Genomic DNA, 23,500 nt, shown 5'->3' on the forward strand with positions numbered 1-23,500 from the left:
TCCGGTGACAATGGGTGCATGGAGATTCTCTGGTTCCTGATCGCCCTGTGCATGCTCGCGGCCGTCGTCGGCCCCTTCGTGCTGCGCCGCCGGGGCGGGATCCGCCTGGCCGCGCCGGGTTCCCCGGACGCCGCGGACCCGGACGCGTACGGCTTCGTGCGCCAGGAGGAGCTGGACATCCGGCTGCCGGGCCCGGACCAGGACCTCCTGGACGTGCTCGACGTCGTGCAGCGTTCCCAGGACTGGCGGGCGGCCTCGCAGCTGCTGGCCGGTACGCCCAAGGAGGGCGAGGTGCGCTGGCAGCGGGTGCAGGCCTTCGCCGGGGCCGCCTCGCTGGAGCTGGCGCAGCGGCCCGGGGTCGGTGGCGCGTGGCTGCGCGCGTGGCGGGCCGAGGCGCCCAAGGACGCGGGCGGCGCGGCGGTGCACGCCGAGTTCCTGGTCCAGCAGGCGTGGCGCTCGTCGACCGCGGGGACGGACGACTTCCGGATCATCCTGGAGGAGGCCCGGACGGTCTGCGGCGAGGCGGCGCTGCTGGCGCCGGGCGACCCCGTTCCGTACCTCACCGAACTGGCCGTCTCCCGCGGACTCGGCTACTCCCACGAGGAGTTCGACCAGCTCTGGGCGAAGGTGATGGACCGGGCCCCGGCCCACATGGGCGCGCACATCGCCGCGCTGCACTTCTGGTGCGAGAAGTGGCACGGTTCGCGCGAGGAGGCCGACCGCTTCGCCACCGCGGCCGCCGCCCGCGCCCCGCAGGGCTCGCTGCTGGCCGCGCTGCCGCTGTTCGCGGTGTACGAGCACCTGCCCGAGGTCAATCTGGTGCAGGGCTTCTACCGCAGCGCGGTGGTGACCAAGGCGGTCGAGGGCGCCCTGTTCGCGGTGCACGCCGCCCGCCCCGACGACCCGATGCTCGCCCACGTACGCCACCTCCTGGTCCTCTTCCTGGTCCGGATGGAGCGCTGGTCGGAGGCGATGGCCCAGCTCGTCCACATCGACGGCCACGTCGGCGCGCTGCCCTGGACACAGGGCCCCGACCCTGCCGCCGAGTACACGGTCTACCGCGCGCTGGCGGTGGCCGGCTACGAGGCGAACGGCGGCACCCCGGCCACGCTGCCGCACTGACCGTCGTAGGGCACTCACGGCCGGGCGGGCGGAATCCATGGCGCCCCCACCGTGTTGTACGCACTGCACACTCACCCCAGGAGGAGCCCCCGCATGTTCCTGCAACGCCGCACCCCGCAGCTCCCCACCCCGGAGGAGGCCCTGAAGGGCCGCCCCACCCCCGAATTCACCGTCCCCACCCACCACACGGTCCTCGGCAACCCCATGGTGGGCCCGTACCCGGAGGGCCTGGAGGTCGCGGACTTCGCGCTGGGCTGTTTCTGGGGCGCCGAGCGCAAGTTCTGGCAGACGGAGGGCGTCTGGACGACGCTCGCCGGCTACCAGGGCGGCTACACCGAGAACCCCGCGTACGAAGAGGTCTGCTCGGGCCTGACCGGCCACACGGAAGCGGTCCGCGTCGTCTTCGACCCGAAGACCGTCTCGTACGCCGAGCTCCTGAAGCTCTTCTGGGAGTCCCACGACCCGACCCAGGGTTTCCGCCAGGGCAACGACGTGGGCACCCAGTACCGCTCGGCGATCTACACCCACTCCCCCGCCCAGGAGGCGGCGGTGGCAGCCTCCCGCGAGGCCTACCAGAAGGTCCTCACGGCGGCCGGGCACGGCGCGATCACCACGGAGATCCTCCCGGCGGAGGGCCGCACGTTCTGGCCCGCGGAGGGATACCACCAGCAATATTTGGACAAGAACCCGGCGGGTTATTGCGGCATCGGCGGCACCGGTGTCTCCTGCCCGATCGGCGTGGCTCCGGCGCAGGGGTGAGGTCGGGGCTCGTACGGGAAAAGCTGGTACGACTCCGGCGAATCTGGCCCGCCCGGCAGCTGCCCCGCTGATTCCTCCGCTTCACAGGACAGCGGGGTGGGCCGCCCGCCGGGTATTCGCTTCTCACCGGCACCGCCCCGTGCCAGAGCCGTACGGTGACTGACTCCCACAATGGCTCTGTCGACGAACTCGGCCTGCTGCGCTCCGAACGGTTCGCTGTCGCGCGGGGTGCCGACGGGGAAGAGGTCAGGCCGGGGCGCTGTCCCATGGTGGACGTGGCGAATGCGTGGGAGCCGCGGTCCGTGCTGGAACTCACCGTGCCTGGCGTGGAGCTCGCCCAGGAAGAACTCGACGATCAGACTCGGACTGCCTATCTCGTCCATCCCGACGGCTCGTGGGCACGTGCATCCGCCGAGTGGACCGACCCGCCAGAAGTGCACCAGGGCGGACCGCAGCAGCTTGGTCAGCCGCCCGGTGCCCGCCTGCCTGCTTCTGGCCGGCGGGCACCTTCCTGCTGACCATGTGCGGCGTTTCGGGGCGCGGGCAGTAGCCCGTTCGGCCGGGACCGGCGGAACGCCGCAGCCCGGCCGAGGACGGCCGGACTGCCCGGCGCGCCGCAGGCACGCCCTTGAGCAGGTAGAGAAGAGCCTGTTTGCCGAGGCTTTCGGACAGCTCTTCGTTTCCTTCGAGTGCTCCGCCTTCCGGCTGGAGAACCTGACCGCGTACGACGTCGAGGAAGAAGCCGAGGAGACGGCGCGCGGCGAGCCCATGGCCCCGGAGTGGGACGACAACCCGGGAGCGCGCAGTGAGAGAAGCGGCAGATTCGGGTACCCCCGGCGTACTGAGGTGCCCGCCCCCCGCGCGCTCGTCCGAACAGGTGGCTGCACGTCATAGCGCTTGTGTCATATTCCAGTTGTATGGGTCACTTGCGTAACCGAACCGGTGGGCCGCCCATCCCTCTCCGGGGGAGCGCGGAACCGTTCTGTTCGCCGACCGCCCACCCATGATGGGCCTCGGCATCTTTTGCTCAGGATGGCCGCGATGGGCACCCCTGTAGAGGACTTGGATCCGACCAGTCGTCCCTGCCGAAACAGCAGCAGGGACTGGTGTGGCAGCCCCGGCCTCTGCAAGTGAGCGGTGCGCGATCGCGCGCACACCGAACACCTCGTCATCGGGGCACGAGAGCAGCCAGCCGGCCACGGCCCGCGGGCCGGCGGCACGAACCGGCTCGTCACGGCTCCGAGTGCCCTGCTCGGCGGACGGCCGATGCCGGAGCCTTCCCTGCCAACAGGCGCCTTTCGGAGGGTTTTCCGGGCTCGCCCAGCGGCGACCCCGGGACCGGTCGAGCGGGAGACGAGCGCGGTCCGCCGGGGCCATTCAGCGTCCCGGTGGTCCAAGCCGCGGCCACGGGCCCTGATCCGGGCCCATCTCGAAGTCAACTTCCGGATTCGAGAGGCCAGTTCAAGGAACACGGAGGACGATCATGCCAATCAGTCCCAACCAGGGCTCCACCGGTGGCGGTACCACCGTCACCATCACGGGCACCAACCTCACGGGCACCACCGCGGTGCTCTTCGGCGCCAAGCCGGCCACCGGTGTCACCAACGTCTCGCCCACCCAGGTCACCGCCGTCTCACCGTCCGGTACCGGCACGGTCGGCGTGACGGTGACCACCCCGGGCGGAACCAGCAACCCGCTACCGTTCTTCTACGTCGGTGCCCCCTTCAAGTCAGGTCTGAGCGTGAGCTCGGGCCCCACCGCGGGCGGCAACACCGTCGTCATCAGCGGCACAGGTCTGTCGACCGCCACGGGGGTGTCCTTCGGCGCCAATACCGTCACGCCGACGGTGCTGTCGGACAGCCAGGTCAGTGCCGTCGTGCCCGCGGGTACGGCAGCCGGGCCGGTGAGCGTCAGTGTGACGACCGCCGGAGGATCCAACAACGGTCTGTCGTACACGTACATCGACGTCCCGACCATCACCGGGCTCGCTCCGGATTCCGGACCGACGTCCGGCGGAACAGCGGTGACGATCACCGGCACCAACCTGACCTCGACAAGTCAGGTCACGTTCGACTCGGTGCCGGCACCGTTCTCGGTCGTCAACGCGACGACGGTGTCCGCCGTCACGCCGCCCGGTACCGTCGGTGCGGTCGACGTCACTCTCTCCAACCCCGCGGGCACAGCCACGGACGTCGGCGCCTTCACCTATGTGGCGGGCCCCGGTATCTGATCCGCCACGGCTGTGGCACCGACCGCCGGTGTGGAACAGCGCCCGGCGCCGGTACCGCTTCCGGTGCATGATGCCCGCCCGGTCCGGCGCGCTCCGCGCCCGGCCGGGCGGGTGTCCCACTCGCACCACTCGCTCGCGCCGCCCGGCCAGGAAGTCCGGGCGGCGCCCCGACCCTCACATTCCGGTCCCCTCATCTCATCCCGTCCACAACACCCCCGTCCTTGACGTCCTGTCCACAACGCCCCGATCACACCGCCCTGACAGGAGACCGGCAGTGGAGCACGCCGACAGTTCAATGCCCCACGCCGCGCAGCCGTCGACGGCTGCGGCGGCCCACGCGATCACGACGAGCAGTCCATTTCCGGCGGCCGCCGCAGCGGTCGCGACGCCCACGATCAGCTCCCTCACCCCCACCCAGGGGGCGGCCGAAGGCGGGAACACGGTCACGCTGACCGGGACCGGCTTCACCGGTGCCACATCGGTCCGTTTCGGCGCCACGGCCGCCGCGTTCATCACCGTCTCCGACACACAGGTCACCGCGATCGCCCCCGCCGCACCCGCCGGCCCGCTGAGTGTCACGATCACCACCCCGGGCGGCACCAGCGCCGGTATCCCCTACACGTATGTCGCCGCTCCGGTTCTGAACAGTGTGGCTCCTGCCCAGGGACCACTCGCGGGCCAGAACACCGTCACCCTGTCCGGAACCGGCTTCACCGGTACGACCTCTGTTCATTTCGGCGTGAACGCGGCAATCTCGTTCACCCTCGTCTCGGCGACTCAGCTGACCGCGGTGGTCCCCACCGGCGGCCCGGGGCCGGTCACCGTCACGGTCACCACGCCCGGCGGTACCAGCACTCAAGCCGTCTCCTACTACTACCTCGGCGCACCGGTCCTCAACAGCGTCGTCCCCGGCTCCGGCCAGGTGAGCGGTAACAACTCCGTGACGTTGACCGGGGCGAATCTCCTCCAGGCCACGGCGGTTCGCTTCGGCCCGACGGCGGCCGCCCCCTCCGTCATTCTCTCGGCCACGGAGATCAGAGCTACGGTGCCGCCCGGTGTCAGCGGCACCGTGCCGGTCAGCGTCACCACGCCCGGCGGCACGAGCAACACCGTCACCTACCTGTATCTGGGCGTGCCGGTGATCACCGGTCTGGTACCCGACCAGGGACCCCCGGCAGGCGGGAACACAGTGACCGTCACCGGCTCCGGACTGACGTATGCCACCGCCGTGCTGTTCGGGAGTGTGCCCGCCGGCTTCACCGTGGTCTCCGACACCCAGTTGACGACCACCGCGCCGCCCGGCGTGCTGGGCGCGGTCACCGTCAGGGTCGTCACCCCGGGTGGCACCAGTATCGGCGCTACCTACACCCGAGTCGGCCCACCCGCCGTCTGAGCGGTCCGGTCGGCTCGGCGGACATTCCCCGTCCCGGCCCGCTCAAGGTTCGATCCGACTCGGCTCAACAGCTCGCCAACGGCGTTGACAAGATCCTCCCGTCCTTGCTCGACTGCGGGGTCCGGCCACCTCAGTCGGCCGCCGCACGAAGAGGAGTTCGCGTTGACGACGAGCCAAGGCCGCAGCACTCCTGCCACCCTGACGGGTCCGGCCTGGTTCATGGCCAATGAACTGCTCGCGTTCGTCGTCGAGGTGGCGGCATTGGCCGCTCTGGCCTGGTGGGGGATCGCCACCGGGGACGGCGTGGCGGCCCGGGTGCTGCTGGGGGTCGGAGCGCCTGCTGTCGCCGCCGTGGTGTGGGGGCTGTTCGCCGCTCCTCGGGCTCGCATCCGGCTGCCGCTCCTGGGGGTTCTGCTGGTCAAGGCGGTGGTGCTCGGTTGTGGCGTGTACGCGGTGCACGCGGTGGGGCATTCAGGGGCGGCGGTGTTCTTCGGGATGGTGGTGGTCGTGAACACGGGGCTGGCGGAGACCTTCAGGCGACGCCTGAACGGTGGCGCGGCCGGCTGACGTGACCGGTCCAGCAGCCGGGTAGTGGCAGCGGCAGCAGTCGTAGTAGCGGTCCGATCCGTTCGGCTTGACCGAACGGCTGCCCCGCGCGGCCGTGGCCCGGCTGCCCCGCGCGGAGCAGCCGGGCCACGGTCACGCATCAGGGGCGCCGGATCAGATCAGGCCCTGGGCCAGCATCGCGTCCGCGACCAGTTCGAAGCCGGCGATGTTGGCGCCGACCACGTAGTTGCCGGGGCTGCCGTACCGCTCCGCGGTGGTGTAGCAGGAGTCGTGGATGTGGCGCATGATCTCCGCGAGGCGCTCCTCGGTGTGGGAGAAGGTCCAGGAGTCGCGCGAGGCGTTCTGCTGCATCTCCAGGGCGCTGGTGGCCACGCCGCCCGCGTTGGCGGCCTTGCCGGGGGCGAAGGCCACCCCGGCCTCCTGCAGGACGCGTACGGCCTCCGGCGTGGTGGGCATGTTGGCGCCCTCGGCGACCGCCTTCACGCCGTTGCGCACCAGGGCCACCGCGTCGGCCTCGTGGAGCTCGTTCTGAGTGGCGCAGGGCAGGGCCACGTCGCAGGGGACGTTCCAGACGCCGGTGCCGGGGACGTACTTGACGTGCTCGCCGCGGCGTTCCGCGTACTCGGAGACGCGGCCCCGGCCGGCCTCTTTGATCTCCTTCAGGAGGGCGAGGTCGATGCCCTTCTCGTCCACGACGTAGCCGGTGGAGTCGGAGCAGGTCACCACGGTCGCGCCGAGCTGCTGGGCCTTCTCGATGGCGTAGATCGCGACGTTGCCCGATCCGGATACGACGATGCGCTGGCCTTCGAGGGACTCGCCCCGGCTGCGCAGCATCTCGGCGGTGAACATGACACAGCCGTAGCCGGTCGCCTCGGTGCGCGCCTGGGCGCCGCCCCAGCCGAGGCCCTTTCCGGTGAGGACGCCGGACTCGTAGCGGTTGGTGATCCGCTTGTACTGGCCGAACAGGTAGCCGATCTCGCGTCCGCCGACGCCGATGTCACCGGCGGGGACATCGGTGTACTCGCCGAGGTGGCGGTGGAGTTCGGTCATGAACGACTGGCAGAACCGCATGATCTCGGCGTCCGAGCGGCCCTTGGGGTCGAAGTCCGCACCGCCCTTGCCGCCGCCGATGGGCATGCCGGTGAGCGCGTTCTTGAAGATCTGCTCGAAGCCGAGGAACTTCACGATGCCGAGGTTGACCGAGGGGTGGAAGCGCAGCCCGCCCTTGTACGGACCCAGCGAGCTGCTGAACTCGACCCGGAAGCCGCGGTTGACGTGGATGTCGCCGGAGTCGTCCGACCACGGCACCCGGAAGATGAGCTGACGCTCGGGCTCGCAGACGCGCTCGATGATCCTGGCGTCCACGAACTCCGGTCGCTTCGCGAGGACCGGGCCGAGGGTCTCCAGGACCTCCCGTACCGCCTGGTGGAATTCCTTCTCGCCCTGGTTGCGCCGGAGGATCTCGGCGTACAGCGGCTCGATGATGCTGCTCTGGGTGGCGTGCGGGGTTACGGAATCAGGGGTGGCCTGCATCAGGTCAAGACCTTCCGTCGGTGGGCATGCGCGCGAAGACGCCCCCGTCCCGGGGGCGCCGGCGGTCCCCCTCCCCATTGAGGGCGTCGCCCGAACTTCGCACGCTCTGCGGCTCACGGAAGCGACGTACAGAACCGTTGTGGCCCGCCCATTCTCCCAGTCGCCCCGGTGGTTCTTTCAAGGGGACCCGAGCATGGGGGACGAAACCCTAGGCGCGCGCCTCGCGTCGCCGCATCCACAGCCCCGCCCCGGAGGCGATGACGACCAGCCCCGAGACCACGCTCAGCACGATGTGGAGAGCGTTGTTCTCCATCAGGTTGAGCGCGAGGTTCGCGGCGAGCGCAGCGCAGAGCACGAGCCAGAGCAGGGCCTTCATGGGGTTCCTCCGTGTGGGTGACCGGCGTGATGTCGTGTGGCCGGGTGATGTCTTCATTCTGTTGGCGGGAGGCGGCCACCACGATGGGCCAGTCCCCCCGACTCTGTGGTGTAGTCAGCTACACCACGGAGGAGCCGGGGTACACGGAGGCTGCGGCCCGGTTCGGATTGTTTCATTAGGGTTTGCCGGGTGGGGATCTCCGAGAGCACCGGGCCGCGCGAGAAGGAACGCGGCCGGAAGGCCGGGCGGGACGTCGGGCGGGCCCTTGCCGGTACCGCCGGGGATCCGGCGCTGTGGCGGGTGCCGGGGATCGCGGTGCTCGTCGTCGTGCCGCTGTACCTGCTCTGGGCGCTGGTGCTGGCCACCGGCGGTGGTGACCTGGCCGCGCAGCTCGCCTGGGCCGGCTTCGCCTCCCGGCATCCGGGGTCCGCGTACAACCTCTCCTGGTACGGAGGGATGCACACCGCCAACTACAGCCTGCTGACGCCGCCACTCATGGCGGCTCTCGGGGTGCGGACGGTGACCGTCGCCGCCGGGCTCTGCGGGTCATGGGCGCTGGGGCGGCTCTGTGTACGGAGCGGGGTGCGGTGGCCGGGCGCGGTCGCGGTGCTGGGTTCGCTGACGCTCTGGTGCAATGTCGCGTCCGGGCGCACCACGTTCGCGCTGGGCGTCGCGATCGGGCTGGTCGCGCTGGTGTACGTACGGCGCCGCCGCGGGGGCATTTCGGCAGGCTGTGCGGCGCTGGCCACGGCGGCGAGTCCGGTGGCGGGGCTGTTCCTGGTGGTGGGGGGCGCGGCATACGGGCTGGACCGGCAGTGGCGGCGGGCGGCCCGGCTCGCCGTACCGCCGTTCGTGGTGGTGGCCGCGACGACGGTGATCTTCCCGTTCACGGGTGAGCAGCCGATGGCAGCTGGCAGGTTGTGGACGCCGTTGGCGGTCTGCGCGGCGCTGTGGCTCGCGGCGCCGCGCGAAGGCGGCTGGCGGGTGGTCCGGTTCGCGGGCGCGGTGTACGCGGTCGGCGTCGTGCTGACCTTCCTGATCGCCTCGCCCGTCGGGACGAACGTGGAGCGGCTGGTGGGGCTGGCCGGTCCGCCCGTGCTGCTGGCGGCGCTGGCGGCCGTCCTGACGAGGGGCTCCGGGTGGACGCGGCGCGGCGCGGCCGTGCTGCTGGCCGGGATGCTGGTGTACAACTCGGCCTGGCTGGCCGGCAAGACCGATGACGACCTGCGGGTCTCCGGCTCCGTGCCCGCCTGGGCGGCACACACCGACGGCGTGGTCGCCGAGCTGCGCCGGCTGGGTGCCGGGCGGACCCGGGTGGAGGTCGTGCCGGCCCGCAACCACCGCGAGGCGACGGTCCTCGCCCCGTACGTGAACATGGCGCGCGGCTGGAACCGGCAGCTCGATGTGGAGCGCGGGCGGCTGTTCTACGAGGGGAAGCCGGCCCCGGCGACGTACCGGGCCTGGCTGGACCGGTGGGGCGTGGGCCTGGTCGTGCTGCACAGCGGCCGGCCGGACGGACCCGCCGAGGCGGAGGCGGAGATCGTCCGGCGCGGCGCCGACTGGCTGGAGCCGGTCTGGCAGGACGCCGGGTGGCGGATCTACCGGGTGCGCGAGCCCGTACCGCTGGTCTCCGCTCCGGGCTCCGTCGTACGCGGGGACGACGCCTCCCTGGTGGTACGGATGCCCGCCGGCGGGTCGGTGACGGTACGGATCGCCTACTCGCGGTGGCTGCGGGCGGACGGCGGCGGGTGCCTGCGGCAGGACGGCGAGTGGACGCGGCTGACAGTGGAGCGGGGCGGGGAGTACCGGCTCGATTCGCACTACCGGCTGTGGCCGTTCGGGTCCTGCTGAGGGGGCGGAGCGAGCTTCACGGGCGGGGCCCGGGAGTCAGTCCGTGAGGCCCAGGTCCTGGCGCATCAGCCGCCACATCGTGTCGAGACAGGGGTCGGCCGCCTTCAGGTCCTCCAGGGCCTGTTCGACGTTCTCGCCGTCGCGGGCGAGGCCCCGGTCCAGGCGCTTGACGACGGCGTCACCGCCCGCGAGCACCCGGTTGAGGTCGCGGGACGCCTGCAGTATCCGTTCGGGGACGATCATCTGCGCCTCGGCGTAGCGGTCGCGGTGGTCGAGGCGGGCCTCTTCGAGCTGGTTGCGTTCCTGCTCCGAGTAGACGCCGTCGCGGATGCGGTGCAGGGCGTCCTTGAGGAGGGTGTGGAACTGCCGGGACGCCCGGTTCATGGCCGTGTACTGGGTGCGCCGCTCCTCGAACTTCCGCCGCTCCTCCGCCAGTCGGGTCTCCTCGGCACGCTGGCGCACGGTCAGCCGCTGCGCGAACACCGGGGCGAGGAGGGTGCCGAGCACCCCGACGACTGCGGTGATCATGGCGGTGATGGCGGTGGTCATGGCAGCGAGACTAATGCGGGCCGCCGGGCGGCGTACGCACGGTTCCCGGAGGCATGGTGACGGCTCATCAGACATGATGCCGTCATGACAATTCCACGGGCGGCGAGACGCACCCGGAACCTCGCCGGATCACCGTTGCCGGCGGCTCGCCCGGCCCTCCAGCCCTCGCCCGGGTACCGGACCGCGCCGCACACGGCGTGCTTACCGCCACGGGTGGGCGACATGCGCCGCTACCTCGCCGTCGGCCTCGACTGCTACCTCTGCCTGGTCTCCGTCGGCATCCTGGCCCGGCCGTACGTGGACAGGTCCGATTCCGCCGAGGCGGCCGGCCTGCTGCTCGGTCCGGCGCTCGTGTTCTCGTTCCTCAACCATGTGGTCCTCACCGCGCTCACCGGGGCCGGCGCGGGCAAACTGATCATGGGGATACGGGTGGTCGGACTGCCCGACGCCGGGCGGCCGGGGCCCTGGCCGCTGCTGCTGCGCTGGCTGTACGGGCTCTGCTGGCTGCCGCTGCAACCCTGGTACGGGCTGCGCTCGCTCCTCTCGGGCCCCGATGTCCTGCCCCGCACCGCGCTCTGGAACGGCGGGAACGGTGAGCTGCGCGCCGATCCGCTGGGCCTGCGCCAGGTCCGCCGCAGCGACCTCGCCGCCCACCGGACCGCCACCGTGGCCGCCCGTGCCCACCGCTGAGGCCGGGTCCGCAGCCCCGGCACCTGCCCACGGGCCCGGTCCCCCACCACGCCGGAGCGGGGGAGTCCCCTCGCGAGATCATGGATGACGCGACGCCATGGAGTGCTGGTGACGGCGGGACAGGGCCACCATGAAAGTGCGATGCGAAGTCCTACGAACGCCCAAGGCGGCGGCACCGCGGATCCGAGGGGATCCGGGTGCCGCCGCCCTCCGTACGGGATTCGGGCCGCGCCGGGGATGGGCGCGTGGCCGGGTCAGGCCGAGGAGCCCGCCGTCCACTCCGCCCAGCTCATGTTCCAGCCGTTGAGGCCGTTGTCGGGGGTGATGGTCTTGTCCGGGGAGTTCTTGACGATGACCACGTCGCCGACGATGGAGTTGTTGTAGAACCAGGCGGCGGGCTGGTTGGCGTCGCCCGCGCCCTTCACGTCGGCGAGGCCGACGCAGCCGTGGCTGGTGTTGGCGCTGCCGAAGATCGACCGCGCGCCCCAGTAGTTGCCGTGGATGAAGGTGCCCGAGGTGGACAGCCGCATGGCGTGCGGCACGTCCTTGATGTCGTACTCGCCCTTGCCGTCGTCGTCGGTGAAGCCGACCGTCGCACCGTTCATCCGGGTCTCCTTGAACTTCTCGGAGATCACCATCTGCCCGTTGTACGTGGGGTTCTCGGCGGAGCCGGAAGAGATCGGGATGGTCTTGATCGTCTTGCCGTCCTGGGTGACGGTCATCGTCTTCGTCTTGGCGTCGACGGTCGAGACCTGGTTGCGGCCGACCTTGAAGGTGACCGTCTTCTGCTGGACGCCGAAGACGCCGTCCGCGCCCTCGACGCCGTCCAGCGCCAGCTTCAGCGTGACGGTGGAGCCGCCCTGCCAGTAGTTCTCCGGACGCAGGTCGAGACGCTGCGAGTTGAACCAGTGGCCGACGACTTCCTGGCCGCTGCTGGACGTCACGGTGATACCGGCCTGGACGGCCTTCTTGTCCGTGATCGCCTTGTTGAAGTTGATCGAGACCGGCATGCCGACGCCGACAGTGGAGCCGTCCTCGGGGGTGAAGTTCCCGATGAAGCTGTTGGCGGGCGAGACGGTGGTGAAGGAGGAGTTCTCGTGCGCCTCGCGGCCCTTGGAGTCCTTCGCCGTCGCGCTGATCTTGTACGTGGTCGAGCGCTCCAGCTGGACGTCCGGCTTCCAGCTCTTGCCGTCGGCGGCGAGCGTGCCCTTGACGGCGTCCCCGGCCGCCGTGGTCATGGTGACCTCGGACAGCGTGCCCTTGGCGACGGTGACCTTGGCGTCGTTGTTGATGCTCGCGTTGGTCGCGCCGTTCTTCGGCGAGATCGCTATCTGAGCTTCCGAGGCGTCCTGGGCCGCGGCCTTGTCGACCTCGGCCGCCTGCGACTTCTTCGAGCTCTCGGCGCTGCTGTCGCCGTCGTTGCAGGCGGTGAGCACCAGAACGCCGCCGAGCAGTGCGGACGCGGCCATCAGGCCCCTGCGCCGCTTGCTGTCCGTCATCACACGCTTCTCCATCGTTGCCGAATCCCCAAAAACCCCGAGCGGAGCCGCCGTCGACCGGCGAAACCCGTCATTGGTCCTAGAACCCATGGAAAGGGTCCTCCGTTCCACATCCACGAAAGATGTGGGGAACAACACTCATCGACGCGTCCGCGGTCGCGGTGGTTCCCGACGCCGGTCCCGTAGGGGCGACCGGCGAACGAAACAGCCCCGGACCGCGTACGAAAACGGTCCGGGGCCGGTGTTCACCAGCTGCTGGTCCCGCCGCTCGCGGCGACGTGACCGTCGTCGTCCTCACCCATTGTGCGGGACGCCGCCACCGCTCCCCACGCCGTCCTCCTCGTACTCTTCTTCGCCGTCCTCGTCGTCGAGGTCCCAGGCGTCCGGGTCGTCGGGGTCGTAGTCGACGGTCTCGCTGCTCCAGGAGGCCTGCGCGAGCTCGACCCCGGGTACCTCGCTGACCAGGTCGAACGGGTCGATGAGGGAGGCGAGGGCCTCCGCGCCGTCCTCCCGTACGGCGGCCTCGGCGTGCATGCGTTCCTCGGCGGACTCGCCGCCCGGCTCCCCGTACTCGGCGGCGATCGACTCCAAGGCTGTGCCGCTGAGGGCGGCGGGGTCGGTGATCTCCAACACCATTTCGACTCGAAGCCGAACAAACTGTGAGGTCTCAGAAGTGCTCATGTGCCGGAGCGTAAGCTCCCCGCGCTTCCGGCTTTCCCGCGACCCGCTGCTTTCATTAGCATCGGCGCACATGACTAACTCACGGCCGTGACAAGGGGATCGATTCCGTGGTCGTCGCTCGCCGCCCGCTCCTGACCGCAACCGCCGCGGGCATGCTGCTGGCCGCCCTCTGGTTCGTACCGTCCGCCAACGCGACGGACGTACCGGCCGCTCCATCGGGCAACCGGAGCGGACCGGCCACCGCCTCCGCCGGGGACACCGCGGCCGGTCCGAGGCTGGCCGACACCGGGACCGGCATCGACACCACCCCGTACCTGCTCGGCGGAGTGGCGTTCCTGGGCATCGGCGCGGCGTTCGTCTCCCACTCGGCACGCCGCGCCGAAACCCGGCCCGCCTGACGGACCAGCTAGTGGAGCGGGCCCGTCACCGGCTCGGCCGCCGCGACCAGCTTCCCCGCGCGCACGAACGCGTCCGCCGCGGCCAGGTCCGGCGACAGGAAGCGGTCCGGTCCCGGGCCCTCGACGCCCGCGGCCCGCAGCGCCTCGATGACGGCCTGCGAGGCGGGCGCGGGGGTGAGGCCCCCGGCGGCGCGCAGTTCGATGGCCCGGGTCGCCGCGTACAGCTCCACGGCGACGATCCGGGTGAGGTCGTCGATGGCGGTGCGGAGCTTGCGCCCGGCCGACCAGCCCATGGAGACGTGGTCCTCCTGCATCGCGGAGGACGGGATCGAGTCGGCCGAGGCGGGCACGGCGAGCCGCTTCATCTCGCTGACCAGGGCGGCCTGGGTGTACTGGGCGATCATCAGGCCCGAGTCCACCCCGGCGTCGTCGGCGAGGAACGGCGGCAGCCCGTGCGAGCGGTTCTTGTCCAGCAGCCGGTCGGTGCGGCGCTCGGTGATGGAGCCGAGGTCGGCCGCGACGATCGCCAGGAAGTCGAGTACGTACGCGACGGGGGCGCCGTGGAAGTTGCCGTTGGACTCGACCCGGCCTCCCCCACTCTCAACTCCGTTCGAGCGGGAGGAGCCCCCTCGAAGGACGACAGGGTTGTCGACGGCGGCGGCCAGCTCGCGGGCGGCGACGATCCCGGCATAGTCGAGGGTGTCCCGTCCCGCGCCGTTGACCTGCGGGGCGCAGCGCACCGAGTAGGCGTCCTGCACGCGGGGCGCGTCATCCTGATGGTGGCCGGTGAGGCCGGAGCCGGCGAGGACCCGCAGCATGTTGTCGGCGCTGACGCCCTGACCGGGGTGCGGGCGGATGGCGTGCAGCTCCGGGGCGAGCACCTTGTCCGTGCCGAGCAGCGCCTCCAGGGAGAGCGCGGCGGTGATGTCGGCGGAGATGTAGAGGGTCTTCAGGTCGGCCAGGGCCATGACGAGCATCCCGAGCATGCCGTCGGTGCCGTTGAGGAGGGCGAGGCCCTCCTTCTCGCGCAGCTCGACCGGGGCGATGCCGTGGGCGGCGAGCAGTTCGCCGGCGGAGCGCACGGTGCCGTCGGGGCCCTCCGCTTCACCCTCGCCCATCAGCGTCAGCGCGCAGTGGGAGAGCGGCGCCAGGTCGCCGGAGCAGCCGAGCGAGCCGTACTCGTGGACGACGGGCGTGATGCCCTCATTGAGGACGTCGGCCATGGTCTGCGCAACCTCGGGGCGTACGCCGGTGTGCCCGGAGGCGACCGTCTTCAGCCGCAGGAACATCAGCGCGCGGACGACCTCGCGCTCGACGCGCGGGCCCATGCCGGCGGCGTGCGAGCGGACGATGTTGCGCTGGAGCTGGGCACGGAGATCCTGGCTGATGTGCCGGCTGGCCAGCGCCCCGAACCCGGTGGAGACACCGTAGACCGGCTCGGGCTTGGCGGCGAGCGCGTCCACGATCTCGCGGGCGGCGGCGAGCGCGTCGACGGCGGCTGCGGAGAGCTCGACGCGGGCGTTGCCGCGGGCCACGGCGATGACGTCCCGAGCGGTGGTACCGGACGTCCCCACCACGACTGTGTGCTTATCCATATTCAAAAGCGTACGGATTATCCAAAAGCGTACGGATTGAATCCCTTCATTTCACCAGTGGTCGCGCGATCGACTCCTTACCGGCCGGTGGTGCGCTCAGGGCCGGCTGCCACGCAGGTGGCGACGGTCGTGCGGGGACCTGGGCGGCGCGTCGGCCAGCCGGAGCACCTCGTCGTCCCGCCCCGCCACCACCGGCTTGACCGAACGGGCCGCCTTCGCCCGGTACTGGGCCGCGTCCGCCAGCCGGAAGAGCCGCCGCGCCGACACCACCGGGCCGATCGGATCACCGGTCGACGCGATCCCGCACGCCACCCCGTCCCCGAGCTCCAACCCGGCTGCCCGTTCGCAGAGTTCGCCGGCAACCCGGACCACGTCGTCGGCCTCCGGACCCAGCGTGAGCAGACAGAACTCGTCGCCGCCGAGCCGCGCCGCGAGCGCACCGGGCAGCATGGCGCCGCAGCGGGACAGCACCGAGCCGAAACGTTCCAGCAGGCGATCGCCGACCGCATGGCCATGGGTGTCGTTGACCTGCTTCAGCCCGTTGAGGTCGCAGACGACCAGGCTGACCACCGCCCCGTCCTCCCGGTGCCGCTCCACCGCCTCGTCGAGCCGCACATCGACGGCGCGGCGGTTGGCCAGACCGGTGAGCGGATCGGTGAAGGCGAGCTTGCGGACCTCTTCGAGCCGTTCGGCCTGGGAGATCCCCGCGGCGACGACCGCGGCCAGCACGGTCGCGAAGTCCGCGTCCTCCCGCCCGAACACCGGCGCCCCCGTCGGGCGGGCCACGTACAGCTCGCCCCAGGCCCGCCCGTGCAGCACGATCGGCGCGACCACGCAGCAGCCGCGCCCGCGCCGGCGCAGCGCGGCCACCCGCTCCCGGCCGTACCCGCTCCCGTACTCCCGCATCCCGGCGCCCGCGCCCGCGGTGCCGTCGGCGGTCTCCACCCAGGCGTCCGGTTCACCGCCCCCGGCCCACCGTTCGTGCAGGAACTCGGTGATCTCCGGGAACTGGTGCACCGGGTACGCCTCCGCCTCGGGGAACTCCTCCTCCCCCTCGGCCCGTTCGCCCGCGTTCACCAGCACGCGCAGCTGCCCGCGCCCGCGCTCCCACACGGAGAGCGCGGCGAAGCTGCCGCCCAGCGCCTCGCACGCCCCCAGCGCAGCCGCTCGCCACGACCCCCGCGGGGTGTGTGCCGCCGCCATCGTCTGCGCAAGCGAAACCACGGCCCGCAGCCGTGCATCATCACCACCCATCGCTACAGCTTATGTAGCTTTGTAGTGATTTGATCAGTTTCGGGTATCGATCACCTTCACTGCGTGTCTATTCACTTGCGTAACGTCACACTGCGTCACTCGCCGGGCCAGTTCGGCTTGCGCTTCTCGTTGAACGCGGCCACGCCCTCGGCCCGGTCGCCGGAGAAGGCCACCGACCGCCAGGCGGCGTCCTCGACTTCGAGACCGGCCCTCAGATCGAGGCCGTGCCCCAGCCGCAGCGCCCGCTTCGCGGCCCGCAGCCCCACCGGGGAGTTGGCGGCGATCCTGCCCGCGAGCGCCAGTGCGGCCGCCCGGTCCTGCCCGGCCTCCACCAGCTCGTCGACCAGCCCTTGGCCGAGCGCCTCGACCGCCTCCACCCGCCGGGCCGTGAAGACCAGCTCGGCGGCGCGCGCCGCGCCGATCCTCCGGGGCAGCAACTGCGTACCCCCGCCGCCCGGGATGACACCGACCGACACCTCGGGCAGACCGACCACGGCCGTGCGGTCGGCGACGATCAGGTCGCAGGACAGGGCCAGCTCGAACCCGCCGCCGAGCGCGAAGCCGTGCACGGCGGCGATGGTCGGCATCGGCAGTTCGAGCACCCCGGTGTACGCGGCGCGGGCGGTCGGGCGCTGGCGCAGCAGTTCGGCGTCGGTGAAGGAGTTCCGCTCCTTCAGGTCGGCGCCCACGCAGAAGGCCCGCTCGTGGCTGGAGGTGAGGACGGTGACCCGTACGCCGGGGTCGACGGCGAGCGCGGCGCAGGCGGCGGCGATCGAGCGGGCCATGTCGGTGGACACCGCGTTCATCGCCTTGGGCCGGTCGAGCACCAGCTCGGCCACGTGTTCCTGCCCCTCGTGGACCCGTACGGCGACGAACTCCCCGAACCGCTGCTCGGACGTGACGGTCATGACTGCACCCCTCCGGTTAACGATCGTTACCGGAGGGATCCTATGGCGCGGCCCGGTCAGGGGTCAGGGTGCGCCCGGCCCGGCTTCCCGGCCCCGCGGGTGCCGGGCTCAGGAAGTGCCGCGGCGGGCCAGCAGCCAGGGCTCCACCACGCCGAGCCCGCGCACCGGGCGCTGCCACATCGGCTGGAGCCCGTAGCGGTACTTGGGCACAGCGGTCGGCTCCACGCCTTCCTGGCGCTCCTTCTCGGCCACCGCGGCCTCCTGGGCCGCCTGCGCCTCGGAGGCCGGGGCGTCGCCGGTACGGGTCAGCTCCTCCGCGAACGCCCCGTCCACCAGCACGGCGTCCTTCGGCGCTATCGACGTCAGCCGGCTGGCGAGGTTCACCGTCGTGCCGAAGACATCGCCCATCCGGGTGGTGACCGTGCCGAACGCGATGCCGACGCGCAGCGCCGGCATGGTCTCGTCCTGGGTCATCGCCTCGATCAGGCGCAGCGCGATCTCGGCCGCGGTGCCCGCGTCGTCGGCGGCGAAGAGGACCTCGTCGCCGAGGGTCTTGATGAGGCGGCCGCCGTGTGCGGCCACCAGGTCCGCCGAGGTGGTCTCGAAGGCCTCGACCAGCTCGCCGAGCTCCTCCTCCTCCAGCCGCCGGGTCAGCCGGGTGAACCCGACGAGGTCGGCGAAGCCGACGGCCAGGCGGCGGTCGACCATCTCCTCGTCGTCGGCGGCCTGGACGACCCGCCCGGTCGCGGCGGCCAGCTGGCGCCGCCACACGTAGACCAGGAACTCCTGGAGCTCCGGAAGCAGCAGCTCGACCAGCGGGTACGTGACCTCGGTACGGGTCATTCCGGGCTCGGGCGGCTCGGTCAGCCCTTCCAGGAAGGAATCGATCTGCCACTCCGCCAGCCGGGCGGTGGTCTGCCCGGTGGACCGGGCCACCTGGATCGCCATCGGCTCGCTGAGCAGCCCCGCCTCGACGAGACCGGCGAGCCGGCGCAGCGCCAGCACATCGGCCTCGGTGAGCGCCTTGGCCTGCCCGATGTCGGCGAAGCCCATGGCCCGCCAGAACCGGGAGGCCAGATCCATCGAGACACCGGCGGTACGTGCCGCCTGGAACGGCGTGTAACGACGGTCGGCGCCCAGGATCAGCTGTTCCAGCCGGATCGCGAGGGGGTCGTCGGTCGGTTCCACCGTATGGTCGACTTCGTGATGCGGTGTCGCGTGGACCGAGGGTTCCGACGGGGGCTGTGCGCCCGCACCGGAGGTCGTGTCGTCGACGGTCACCAGCCGCCTCCTGCCCGTTCCCTGCGCACTGCCCTGCCGATCTGTCGGTGGATCGCCTCAACGATACGGCAGGTGTGCCGAAGCTCACGCCCCTATGGCGTCCGGGAATGTTCCTGGGTGAGCCGGGGGCGTGGGTGGTTGCGGCCGGTGGGCGGTTTCCAGGTCGTCCCGGGTCGTCCCGGAATGTTCCTGGGTGAGCCAGGGGGCGTGGGTGGTTACGGCCGGTGGGGGTTTCCAGGAGGGCACGGTTTTCAAGCCACAACGCCTCCCGGAACAACCCCCGGGTGGCAGCAGGGCTCCCCGTCCTCAGACCAGACCGCCCCCCATGCCGCGCAGGTGGACGATGTCGCCGGCCGATACCGGTTCCTGGAGGCCGTCCTCGGTGGACAGGACCAGGCGGCCGTCGCCGTCGATCGCCACGGCCTCGGCCACGACGGTGCGGTCGCCGGGCAGCTGGGCCCGTACCGTCCGGCCCAGCGTCGCGCAACCCGCCGCGTACGCCGCCTGGAGGCCGCTCGCCGCCGCGTCGCCGTCCGCCGCGCGCCACTGGCCGTACCAGTGCTCCAGCGAGCGCAGCACGCCCCGCAGCAGCGTCTCGCGGTCGGTGGACACGGCACCGGCCAGGGCCAGCGAGCCGGCCGTGGGGGCGGGCAGCTCATCGGCGTGCAAGGAGACGTTGAGGCCCATGCCGACGACGACGCCGTCCCCGGCGCGCTCGGCCAGGATGCCGCCCGTCTTGCGCTCGACGCCCTCCACCGTGACCAGGACGTCGTTGGGCCACTTCAGGGCCGTGTCGACGCCCGCGGACTTCGCCAGGCCGGTCGCCGCGGCGACGCCGGTGAGCAGCGGCAGCCAGCCCCACCGTTCGGCGGGGATGTCGCCCGGCTTCAGGTAGACGGAGAAGAACAGGCCCGAACGGGCCGGAGCCGTCCAGGTGCGATCGAGGCGGCCGCGGCCCGCGGTCTGCTCCTCGGCGACCAGCACGGTGCCTTCGTCGAGGCCGGCCGCCGCCCGCCGGGCGAGCTCGGAGTTGGTGGACCCGATCGTCTCCACGACGTCGAGCGAGGTCCACAGCCCGCCCGGCCGCAGCAGTCCGCGGCGCAGCGCGGCGACGTTCAGGGGCGGTCGGTCCAGGTCCGACCAACGGCTCTGTGGCGCATCCGAAGGTGTCATGCAAGCCAGACTAGGTGTGGCAAACGACGCACTGCCGAACCGTATGCGCGCCGATACGCTACGGATCAGTAGGTGTTTCAGTACCTGTTCAGCAGCACAGTCGTCCCCGTGACCAGGCAGGGAGCCGCCACCCGATGTCCGAGCCGGTAGAGACCGACATCCACACCACCGCGGGCAAGATCGCGGACCTGCAGCGCCGCATCGACGAGGCGACGCACGCGGGCTCCGCGCGCGCGGTGGAGAAGCAGCACGCAAAGGGCAAGTTGACCGCGCGGGAACGGGTCGAACTGCTGCTCGACGAAGGTTCCTTCGTGGAGCTCGACGAATTCGCCCGGCACCGCTCGACCAACTTCGGCATCGAGAAGAACCGCCCTTACGGGGACGGCGTCGTCACCGGTTACGGCACGGTCGACGGCCGCCCCGTCTGCGTGTACTCGCAGGACTTCACCATCTTCGGCGGCTCGCTCGGCGAGGTCTACGGTGAGAAAATCGTCAAGGTGATGGATTTCGCGCTGAAGACCGGCTGCCCGGTCATCGGCATCAACGACGGCGGTGGCGCCCGGATCCAGGAGGGCGTGGCCGCGCTCGGCCTGTTCGCCGAGATCTTCCGCCGCAATGTGCACGCCTCGGGTGTCGTTCCGCAGATCTCGCTGATCGTCGGACCGTGCGCGGGCGGCGCGGTCTACTCCCCCGCGATCACCGACTTCACGGTCATGGTCGACCAGACCTCGCACATGTTCATCACCGGCCCCGACGTCATCAAGACGGTCACCGGTGAGGACGTCGGCTTCGAGGAGCTCGGCGGCGCCCGCACCCACAACACCACCTCCGGGGTGGCGCACCACATGGCGGGCGACGAGAAGGACGCCATCGAGTACGTCAAGTCGCTGCTGTCGTACCTCCCTTCGAACAACCTGTCCGAGGCGCCCGCCTTCCCCGAGGCTGCCGATCTCGCCACCACGGACGAGGACCGCGAGCTCGACACCCTCATCCCGGACTCGGCGAACCAGCCGTACGACATGCACTGCGCCATCGAACACGTGCTGGACGACGGCGAGTTCCTGGAGACGCAGGCCCTCTTCGCGCCGAACATCATCACCGGCTTCGGGCGCGTCGAGGGCTACCCCGTCGGCATCGTCGCCAACCAGCCGATGCAGTTCGCCGGTTGCCTGGACATCAACGCGAGCGAGAAGGCCGCACGCTTCGTCCGTACGTGTGACGCCTTCAACGTGCCCGTGCTGACCTTCGTCGACGTACCCGGCTTCCTGCCCGGCGTCGACCAGGAGTACGGCGGCATCATCCGCCGCGGCGCCAAGCTGATCTACGCGTACGCCGAGGCGACCGTCCCTCTGATCACGGTGATCACCCGCAAGGCGTTCGGCGGCGCGTACGACGTCATGGGCTCCAAGCACCTCGGCGCCGACATCAACCTCGCCTGGCCGACTGCCCAGATCGCGGTGATGGGCGCGCAGGGTGCGGTGAACATCCTGCACCGCCGGACGATCGCCGCGGCCGAGGATCAGGAGGCCACCCGCGCCGAACTGATCGCCGACTACGAGGACACCCTGCTCAACCCCTACGTGGCGGCCGAGCGCGGTTACGTCGACGCGGTGATCATGCCGTCCGACACCCGCGCCCACATCGTGAAGGGGCTGCGCCAGCTGCGCACCAAGCGGGAGTCGCTGCCCCCGAAGAAGCACGGCAACATCCCCCTCTAGAAAGGGTCCTGGCCATGATCAAGGTCGTACGGGGCAACCCGACCCCGGAGGAGCTGGCAGCCGCACTTGCGGTGGTGCGGGCGCGCGCCGCCGCGACGATGTCGTCCGACGAGTCGGCCGGTGCTCCGGCCACCGGGTCGGCGCTGCCCGGCCAGTGGTCCGACCCGGGGCGCATCGCCCGGCGCACACGCCATCTGCCGGGACCCCGGGCCTGGGCGCGGACGTACTGGCCCGGTTAGGCGCGGGAGCATCCCTTCGCGCACGTTTCCGGAGGTCCGGTCCCCTTTGGGTCCGGGCCTCCGGTGCGTGGGGGGCGATCTGGTCCGTACGCACCACGGCGGCTGAGTACCCGTACTCAGGCGCCCCGTCCGCCACGGCAGCAGGATCGTTTCCATGCTGTGGTCCGACCCCGAGAACAAGCCGCCGAAGGAACTGCGCGACGCCCAGGACATGATGCGTCGTGCGGGGCTGGTGCTCGCTCTCGCGATGGTGGTCGCGATGATCGCGATCGGGATGCGCTGAGGGGCCTGTCCATGGGGGCCGCCGTACGGGGCCGGGGCCGGTGCGGCTCTTCTACGATGGCCCGTATGACTGATCAGCGCCGTCTCGTGCTCGCCTCCGCCTCCCCCGCCCGTCTCGGTCTGCTGAGGCAGGCCGGCTTCACGCCCGAGGTGATCGTCAGCGGGGTGGACGAGGACGCGCTGAGCGCCCCGACCCCGGCCGAGCTGGCGCTGGTGCTCGCCGAGGCCAAGGCGGCATCGGTGGCGGGCCGGGCGGAGGCGGCGGGCGCCCTGGTCATCGGCTGCGACTCGGTGCTCGAACTCGACGGCGAGGCGCTCGGCAAGCCGGCCGACGAGGAGGAGGCCATCGCCCGCTGGAAGTCCATGCGCGGCCGGGCCGGCGTGCTGCGGACCGGCCACAGCGTGATCGACACCGCGACCGGACGTACCGCCTCGGCGACCGCCTCCACGACCGTCCGCTTCGGCGAACCGACGGACGCCGAGATCGCCGCCTACGTGGCCACCGGCGAGCCGCTCCACGTCGCGGGCGCCTTCACCCTGGACGGCCGCTCGGCACCGTTCGTCGACGCCATCGAGGGCGACCACGGCAATGTCATCGGGCTCTCGCTGCCGCTGCTGCGCCGGCTGCTGGGCGAGCTGGGGATCTCCGTCACCGAGCTCTGGGACTGACGCGCGACGGGCCCGGCCCGGGAACGAGCCGGGTCCGGCTCGGGACAGACCGCTCAGACGGCCGCCGGAGCGCCCGCTCCGGCGTCGTCGGCGGGCTCCTCGGGCCGGGGCTCCTCGGACCGGGCGCCGTACGCCACCAACGTGAGCACTATCAGCCCGAGCACCACCATCATGCTCGCGAACGCGGCCCAGCCGACCAGCCCGACCGTCAGCGCGCCCAGCACCGCGTGCACCACGGCGCAGAGGATCAGGACGATGCGGGCGAACCTGCCGGGGGCCCGGTCGCGGGCGCCGGCCAGCAGCAGGAACAGCCCGCACAGCAGCAGGTACAGGCCGAAGACGCCGCCCATCACCCAGGTTCCGTTCGACATGACGGCGGGGTCCATCCCGGCCAGTGACATGTCCTGGTTCTTGACGACCGTCGCCAGGATGCCGTTGATGAGCACGATGCCCACGGCCTCCGCGAACAGCACGATCGCAGCCACGAACGCCACCGGTCTGCGCACCACGGTGTTCACCCCCTGTTACCTGCAGTACGTGAGATAGCGCGGACCCTACTAACCGGTAACGCTCCGGACAAGGGCCCGGCGATCTCTTCTTCCGCCCCGCGCTCGTGGCGCACGGGGGCGCACCCGTCACGCACCCCGCTGTCGCGGCCCGGGCGCGTCGGGCAAAGAATCATTCGGCCATTAGTGGGGACTCGACAAAGAAACGCGCGGAGTCACAGCTCGCC

The 23,500-nt window shown here is 71.2% G+C and carries 23 protein-coding genes; 12 read left to right on the plus strand and 11 right to left on the minus strand.

Annotated elements, in window-relative coordinates; genetic code table 11:
* The first annotated feature begins 18 nt into the window (after positions 1-18).
* From ACIRJP_RS07105 to ACIRJP_RS07125, 5 genes are all read left to right on the plus strand, one after another.
* Positions 19-1,122, plus strand: coding sequence for a hypothetical protein (locus ACIRJP_RS07105; RefSeq protein ID WP_404169200.1), 1,104 nt, complete (start codon positions 19-21; stop codon positions 1,120-1,122).
* A 93-nt stretch (positions 1,123-1,215) separates the two neighbouring features.
* Positions 1,216-1,881 carry a peptide-methionine (S)-S-oxide reductase MsrA gene (gene msrA, locus ACIRJP_RS07110; protein WP_404169203.1) on the plus strand — a complete coding sequence of 222 codons (666 nt, stop codon included), beginning with the start codon at positions 1,216-1,218 and terminating at the stop codon, positions 1,879-1,881.
* Between the two features lie 1,483 nt (positions 1,882-3,364).
* On the plus strand, positions 3,365-4,111 hold the full coding sequence (locus ACIRJP_RS07115) for an IPT/TIG domain-containing protein (RefSeq protein ID WP_404169206.1): 747 nt from the start codon (positions 3,365-3,367) through the stop codon (positions 4,109-4,111).
* Between the two features lie 274 nt (positions 4,112-4,385).
* A complete protein-coding gene (locus ACIRJP_RS07120) occupies positions 4,386-5,504 on the plus strand; it encodes an IPT/TIG domain-containing protein (protein WP_404169209.1) in 1,119 nt (372 codons plus the stop codon).
* 162 nt (positions 5,505-5,666) lie between these two features.
* Complete coding sequence (locus ACIRJP_RS07125; RefSeq protein WP_404169212.1) at positions 5,667-6,071, plus strand: YrdB family protein; 405 nt, start codon at positions 5,667-5,669, stop codon at positions 6,069-6,071.
* Between the two features lie 153 nt (positions 6,072-6,224).
* Here ACIRJP_RS07125 and gdhA read toward each other — a convergent pair whose 3' ends face one another.
* Both gdhA and ACIRJP_RS07135 read right to left on the minus strand, forming a co-directional pair.
* The gene (gene gdhA / locus ACIRJP_RS07130; RefSeq protein ID WP_404169215.1) at positions 6,225-7,604 is read right to left on the minus strand and encodes an NADP-specific glutamate dehydrogenase; all 1,380 of its coding nucleotides are present in this window, start codon (positions 7,602-7,604) and stop codon (positions 6,225-6,227) included.
* 208 nt (positions 7,605-7,812) lie between these two features.
* Positions 7,813-7,980, minus strand: a complete 168-nt coding sequence (locus ACIRJP_RS07135; protein ID WP_404169218.1) for a hypothetical protein — start codon at positions 7,978-7,980, stop codon at positions 7,813-7,815.
* A 300-nt stretch (positions 7,981-8,280) separates the two neighbouring features.
* Between ACIRJP_RS07135 and ACIRJP_RS07140 the strand changes: the two genes are divergently transcribed.
* The gene (locus ACIRJP_RS07140) at positions 8,281-9,831 is read left to right on the plus strand and encodes a hypothetical protein (RefSeq protein WP_404169702.1); all 1,551 of its coding nucleotides are present in this window, start codon (positions 8,281-8,283) and stop codon (positions 9,829-9,831) included.
* A gap of 36 nt (positions 9,832-9,867) precedes the next feature.
* Here the strand turns inward: ACIRJP_RS07140 and ACIRJP_RS07145 are convergent, their stop codons facing one another.
* Positions 9,868-10,380: a hypothetical protein gene (locus tag ACIRJP_RS07145; protein WP_404169221.1), complete on the minus strand. Its 513-nt coding sequence runs from the start codon at positions 10,378-10,380 to the stop codon at positions 9,868-9,870.
* Between the two features lie 222 nt (positions 10,381-10,602).
* Here ACIRJP_RS07145 and ACIRJP_RS07150 point away from each other — a divergent pair, with 222 nt between their 5' ends.
* The gene (locus tag ACIRJP_RS07150; protein ID WP_404169224.1) at positions 10,603-11,070 is read left to right on the plus strand and encodes an RDD family protein; all 468 of its coding nucleotides are present in this window, start codon (positions 10,603-10,605) and stop codon (positions 11,068-11,070) included.
* A gap of 254 nt (positions 11,071-11,324) precedes the next feature.
* Here the strand turns inward: ACIRJP_RS07150 and ACIRJP_RS07155 are convergent, their stop codons facing one another.
* The gene (locus ACIRJP_RS07155; RefSeq protein WP_404169227.1) at positions 11,325-12,584 is read right to left on the minus strand and encodes an Ig-like domain-containing protein; all 1,260 of its coding nucleotides are present in this window, start codon (positions 12,582-12,584) and stop codon (positions 11,325-11,327) included.
* Between the two features lie 279 nt (positions 12,585-12,863).
* Positions 12,864-13,250: a hypothetical protein gene (locus ACIRJP_RS07160; RefSeq protein WP_351255964.1), complete on the minus strand. Its 387-nt coding sequence runs from the start codon at positions 13,248-13,250 to the stop codon at positions 12,864-12,866.
* Positions 13,251-13,357: 107 nt separating this feature from the next.
* Between ACIRJP_RS07160 and ACIRJP_RS07165 the strand changes: the two genes are divergently transcribed.
* Complete coding sequence (locus tag ACIRJP_RS07165; RefSeq protein WP_404169231.1) at positions 13,358-13,648, plus strand: hypothetical protein; 291 nt, start codon at positions 13,358-13,360, stop codon at positions 13,646-13,648.
* Between the two features lie 8 nt (positions 13,649-13,656).
* Here ACIRJP_RS07165 and hutH read toward each other — a convergent pair whose 3' ends face one another.
* The 5 genes from hutH to ACIRJP_RS07190 form a co-directional block, all read right to left on the minus strand.
* On the minus strand, positions 13,657-15,243 hold the full coding sequence (gene hutH, locus ACIRJP_RS07170) for a histidine ammonia-lyase (protein ID WP_404169234.1): 1,587 nt from the start codon (positions 15,241-15,243) through the stop codon (positions 13,657-13,659).
* 96 nt (positions 15,244-15,339) lie between these two features.
* Positions 15,340-16,497: a diguanylate cyclase domain-containing protein gene (locus ACIRJP_RS07175; RefSeq protein ID WP_404169237.1), complete on the minus strand. Its 1,158-nt coding sequence runs from the start codon at positions 16,495-16,497 to the stop codon at positions 15,340-15,342.
* A gap of 95 nt (positions 16,498-16,592) precedes the next feature.
* The gene (locus ACIRJP_RS07180) at positions 16,593-17,405 is read right to left on the minus strand and encodes an enoyl-CoA hydratase/isomerase family protein (protein ID WP_404169239.1); all 813 of its coding nucleotides are present in this window, start codon (positions 17,403-17,405) and stop codon (positions 16,593-16,595) included.
* A gap of 108 nt (positions 17,406-17,513) precedes the next feature.
* Positions 17,514-18,686 (minus strand): adenylate/guanylate cyclase domain-containing protein, encoded by a 1,173-nt coding sequence (locus tag ACIRJP_RS07185; protein ID WP_404169242.1) that lies wholly within the window; start codon positions 18,684-18,686, stop codon positions 17,514-17,516.
* A 306-nt stretch (positions 18,687-18,992) separates the two neighbouring features.
* Positions 18,993-19,859 carry a biotin--[acetyl-CoA-carboxylase] ligase gene (locus tag ACIRJP_RS07190; protein WP_404169245.1) on the minus strand — a complete coding sequence of 289 codons (867 nt, stop codon included), beginning with the start codon at positions 19,857-19,859 and terminating at the stop codon, positions 18,993-18,995.
* Positions 19,860-19,993: 134 nt separating this feature from the next.
* On the opposite strand from ACIRJP_RS07190, the gene ACIRJP_RS07195 reads away from it, so the two are divergent.
* The 4 genes from ACIRJP_RS07195 to ACIRJP_RS07210 all read left to right on the plus strand — a co-directional run bounded on the left by ACIRJP_RS07195 (position 19,994) and on the right by ACIRJP_RS07210 (position 22,767).
* Positions 19,994-21,577, plus strand: coding sequence for an acyl-CoA carboxylase subunit beta (locus tag ACIRJP_RS07195; RefSeq protein WP_404169248.1), 1,584 nt, complete (start codon positions 19,994-19,996; stop codon positions 21,575-21,577).
* 14 nt (positions 21,578-21,591) lie between these two features.
* Positions 21,592-21,816, plus strand: a complete 225-nt coding sequence (locus ACIRJP_RS07200; protein ID WP_404169251.1) for an acyl-CoA carboxylase epsilon subunit — start codon at positions 21,592-21,594, stop codon at positions 21,814-21,816.
* Positions 21,817-21,970: 154 nt separating this feature from the next.
* On the plus strand, positions 21,971-22,099 hold the full coding sequence (gene mmpB, locus ACIRJP_RS07205; protein WP_351255940.1) for a morphogenic membrane protein MmpB: 129 nt from the start codon (positions 21,971-21,973) through the stop codon (positions 22,097-22,099).
* 56 nt (positions 22,100-22,155) lie between these two features.
* Positions 22,156-22,767 (plus strand): Maf family protein, encoded by a 612-nt coding sequence (locus ACIRJP_RS07210; protein ID WP_404169254.1) that lies wholly within the window; start codon positions 22,156-22,158, stop codon positions 22,765-22,767.
* A gap of 53 nt (positions 22,768-22,820) precedes the next feature.
* Here ACIRJP_RS07210 and ACIRJP_RS07215 read toward each other — a convergent pair whose 3' ends face one another.
* Positions 22,821-23,285, minus strand: a complete 465-nt coding sequence (locus ACIRJP_RS07215; protein ID WP_404169257.1) for a hypothetical protein — start codon at positions 23,283-23,285, stop codon at positions 22,821-22,823.
* Between the last annotated feature and the right edge of the window lie 215 nt (positions 23,286-23,500).

Origin of the sequence: Streptomyces sp. NPDC102437, assembly GCF_044765565.1 — a bacterium.
Classification (GTDB): Bacteria; Actinomycetota; Actinomycetes; order Streptomycetales; family Streptomycetaceae; genus Streptomyces.

Coding starts and splice junctions, on each gene's coding strand:
- gdhA (WP_404169215.1), bottom strand. CDS start 7,604: ATGCAGGCCACCCCTGATTCCGTAACCCCGCACGCCACCCAGAGCAGC.
- ACIRJP_RS07135 (WP_404169218.1), bottom strand. CDS start 7,980: ATGAAGGCCCTGCTCTGGCTCGTGCTCTGCGCTGCGCTCGCCGCGAAC.
- ACIRJP_RS07200 (WP_404169251.1), top strand. CDS start 21,592: ATGATCAAGGTCGTACGGGGCAACCCGACCCCGGAGGAGCTGGCAGCC.
- ACIRJP_RS07150 (WP_404169224.1), top strand. CDS start 10,603: ATGCGCCGCTACCTCGCCGTCGGCCTCGACTGCTACCTCTGCCTGGTC.
- ACIRJP_RS07145 (WP_404169221.1), bottom strand. CDS start 10,380: ATGACCACCGCCATCACCGCCATGATCACCGCAGTCGTCGGGGTGCTC.
- ACIRJP_RS07155 (WP_404169227.1), bottom strand. CDS start 12,584: ATGGAGAAGCGTGTGATGACGGACAGCAAGCGGCGCAGGGGCCTGATG.
- ACIRJP_RS07210 (WP_404169254.1), top strand. CDS start 22,156: ATGGCCCGTATGACTGATCAGCGCCGTCTCGTGCTCGCCTCCGCCTCC.
- ACIRJP_RS07180 (WP_404169239.1), bottom strand. CDS start 17,405: ATGACCGTCACGTCCGAGCAGCGGTTCGGGGAGTTCGTCGCCGTACGG.
- hutH (WP_404169234.1), bottom strand. CDS start 15,243: ATGGATAAGCACACAGTCGTGGTGGGGACGTCCGGTACCACCGCTCGG.
- ACIRJP_RS07105 (WP_404169200.1), top strand. CDS start 19: ATGGAGATTCTCTGGTTCCTGATCGCCCTGTGCATGCTCGCGGCCGTC.
- ACIRJP_RS07160 (WP_351255964.1), bottom strand. CDS start 13,250: ATGAGCACTTCTGAGACCTCACAGTTTGTTCGGCTTCGAGTCGAAATG.
- msrA (WP_404169203.1), top strand. CDS start 1,216: ATGTTCCTGCAACGCCGCACCCCGCAGCTCCCCACCCCGGAGGAGGCC.
- ACIRJP_RS07115 (WP_404169206.1), top strand. CDS start 3,365: ATGCCAATCAGTCCCAACCAGGGCTCCACCGGTGGCGGTACCACCGTC.
- ACIRJP_RS07195 (WP_404169248.1), top strand. CDS start 19,994: ATGTCCGAGCCGGTAGAGACCGACATCCACACCACCGCGGGCAAGATC.
- ACIRJP_RS07190 (WP_404169245.1), bottom strand. CDS start 19,859: ATGACACCTTCGGATGCGCCACAGAGCCGTTGGTCGGACCTGGACCGA.
- mmpB (WP_351255940.1), top strand. CDS start 21,971: ATGCTGTGGTCCGACCCCGAGAACAAGCCGCCGAAGGAACTGCGCGAC.
- ACIRJP_RS07175 (WP_404169237.1), bottom strand. CDS start 16,497: ATGGGTGGTGATGATGCACGGCTGCGGGCCGTGGTTTCGCTTGCGCAG.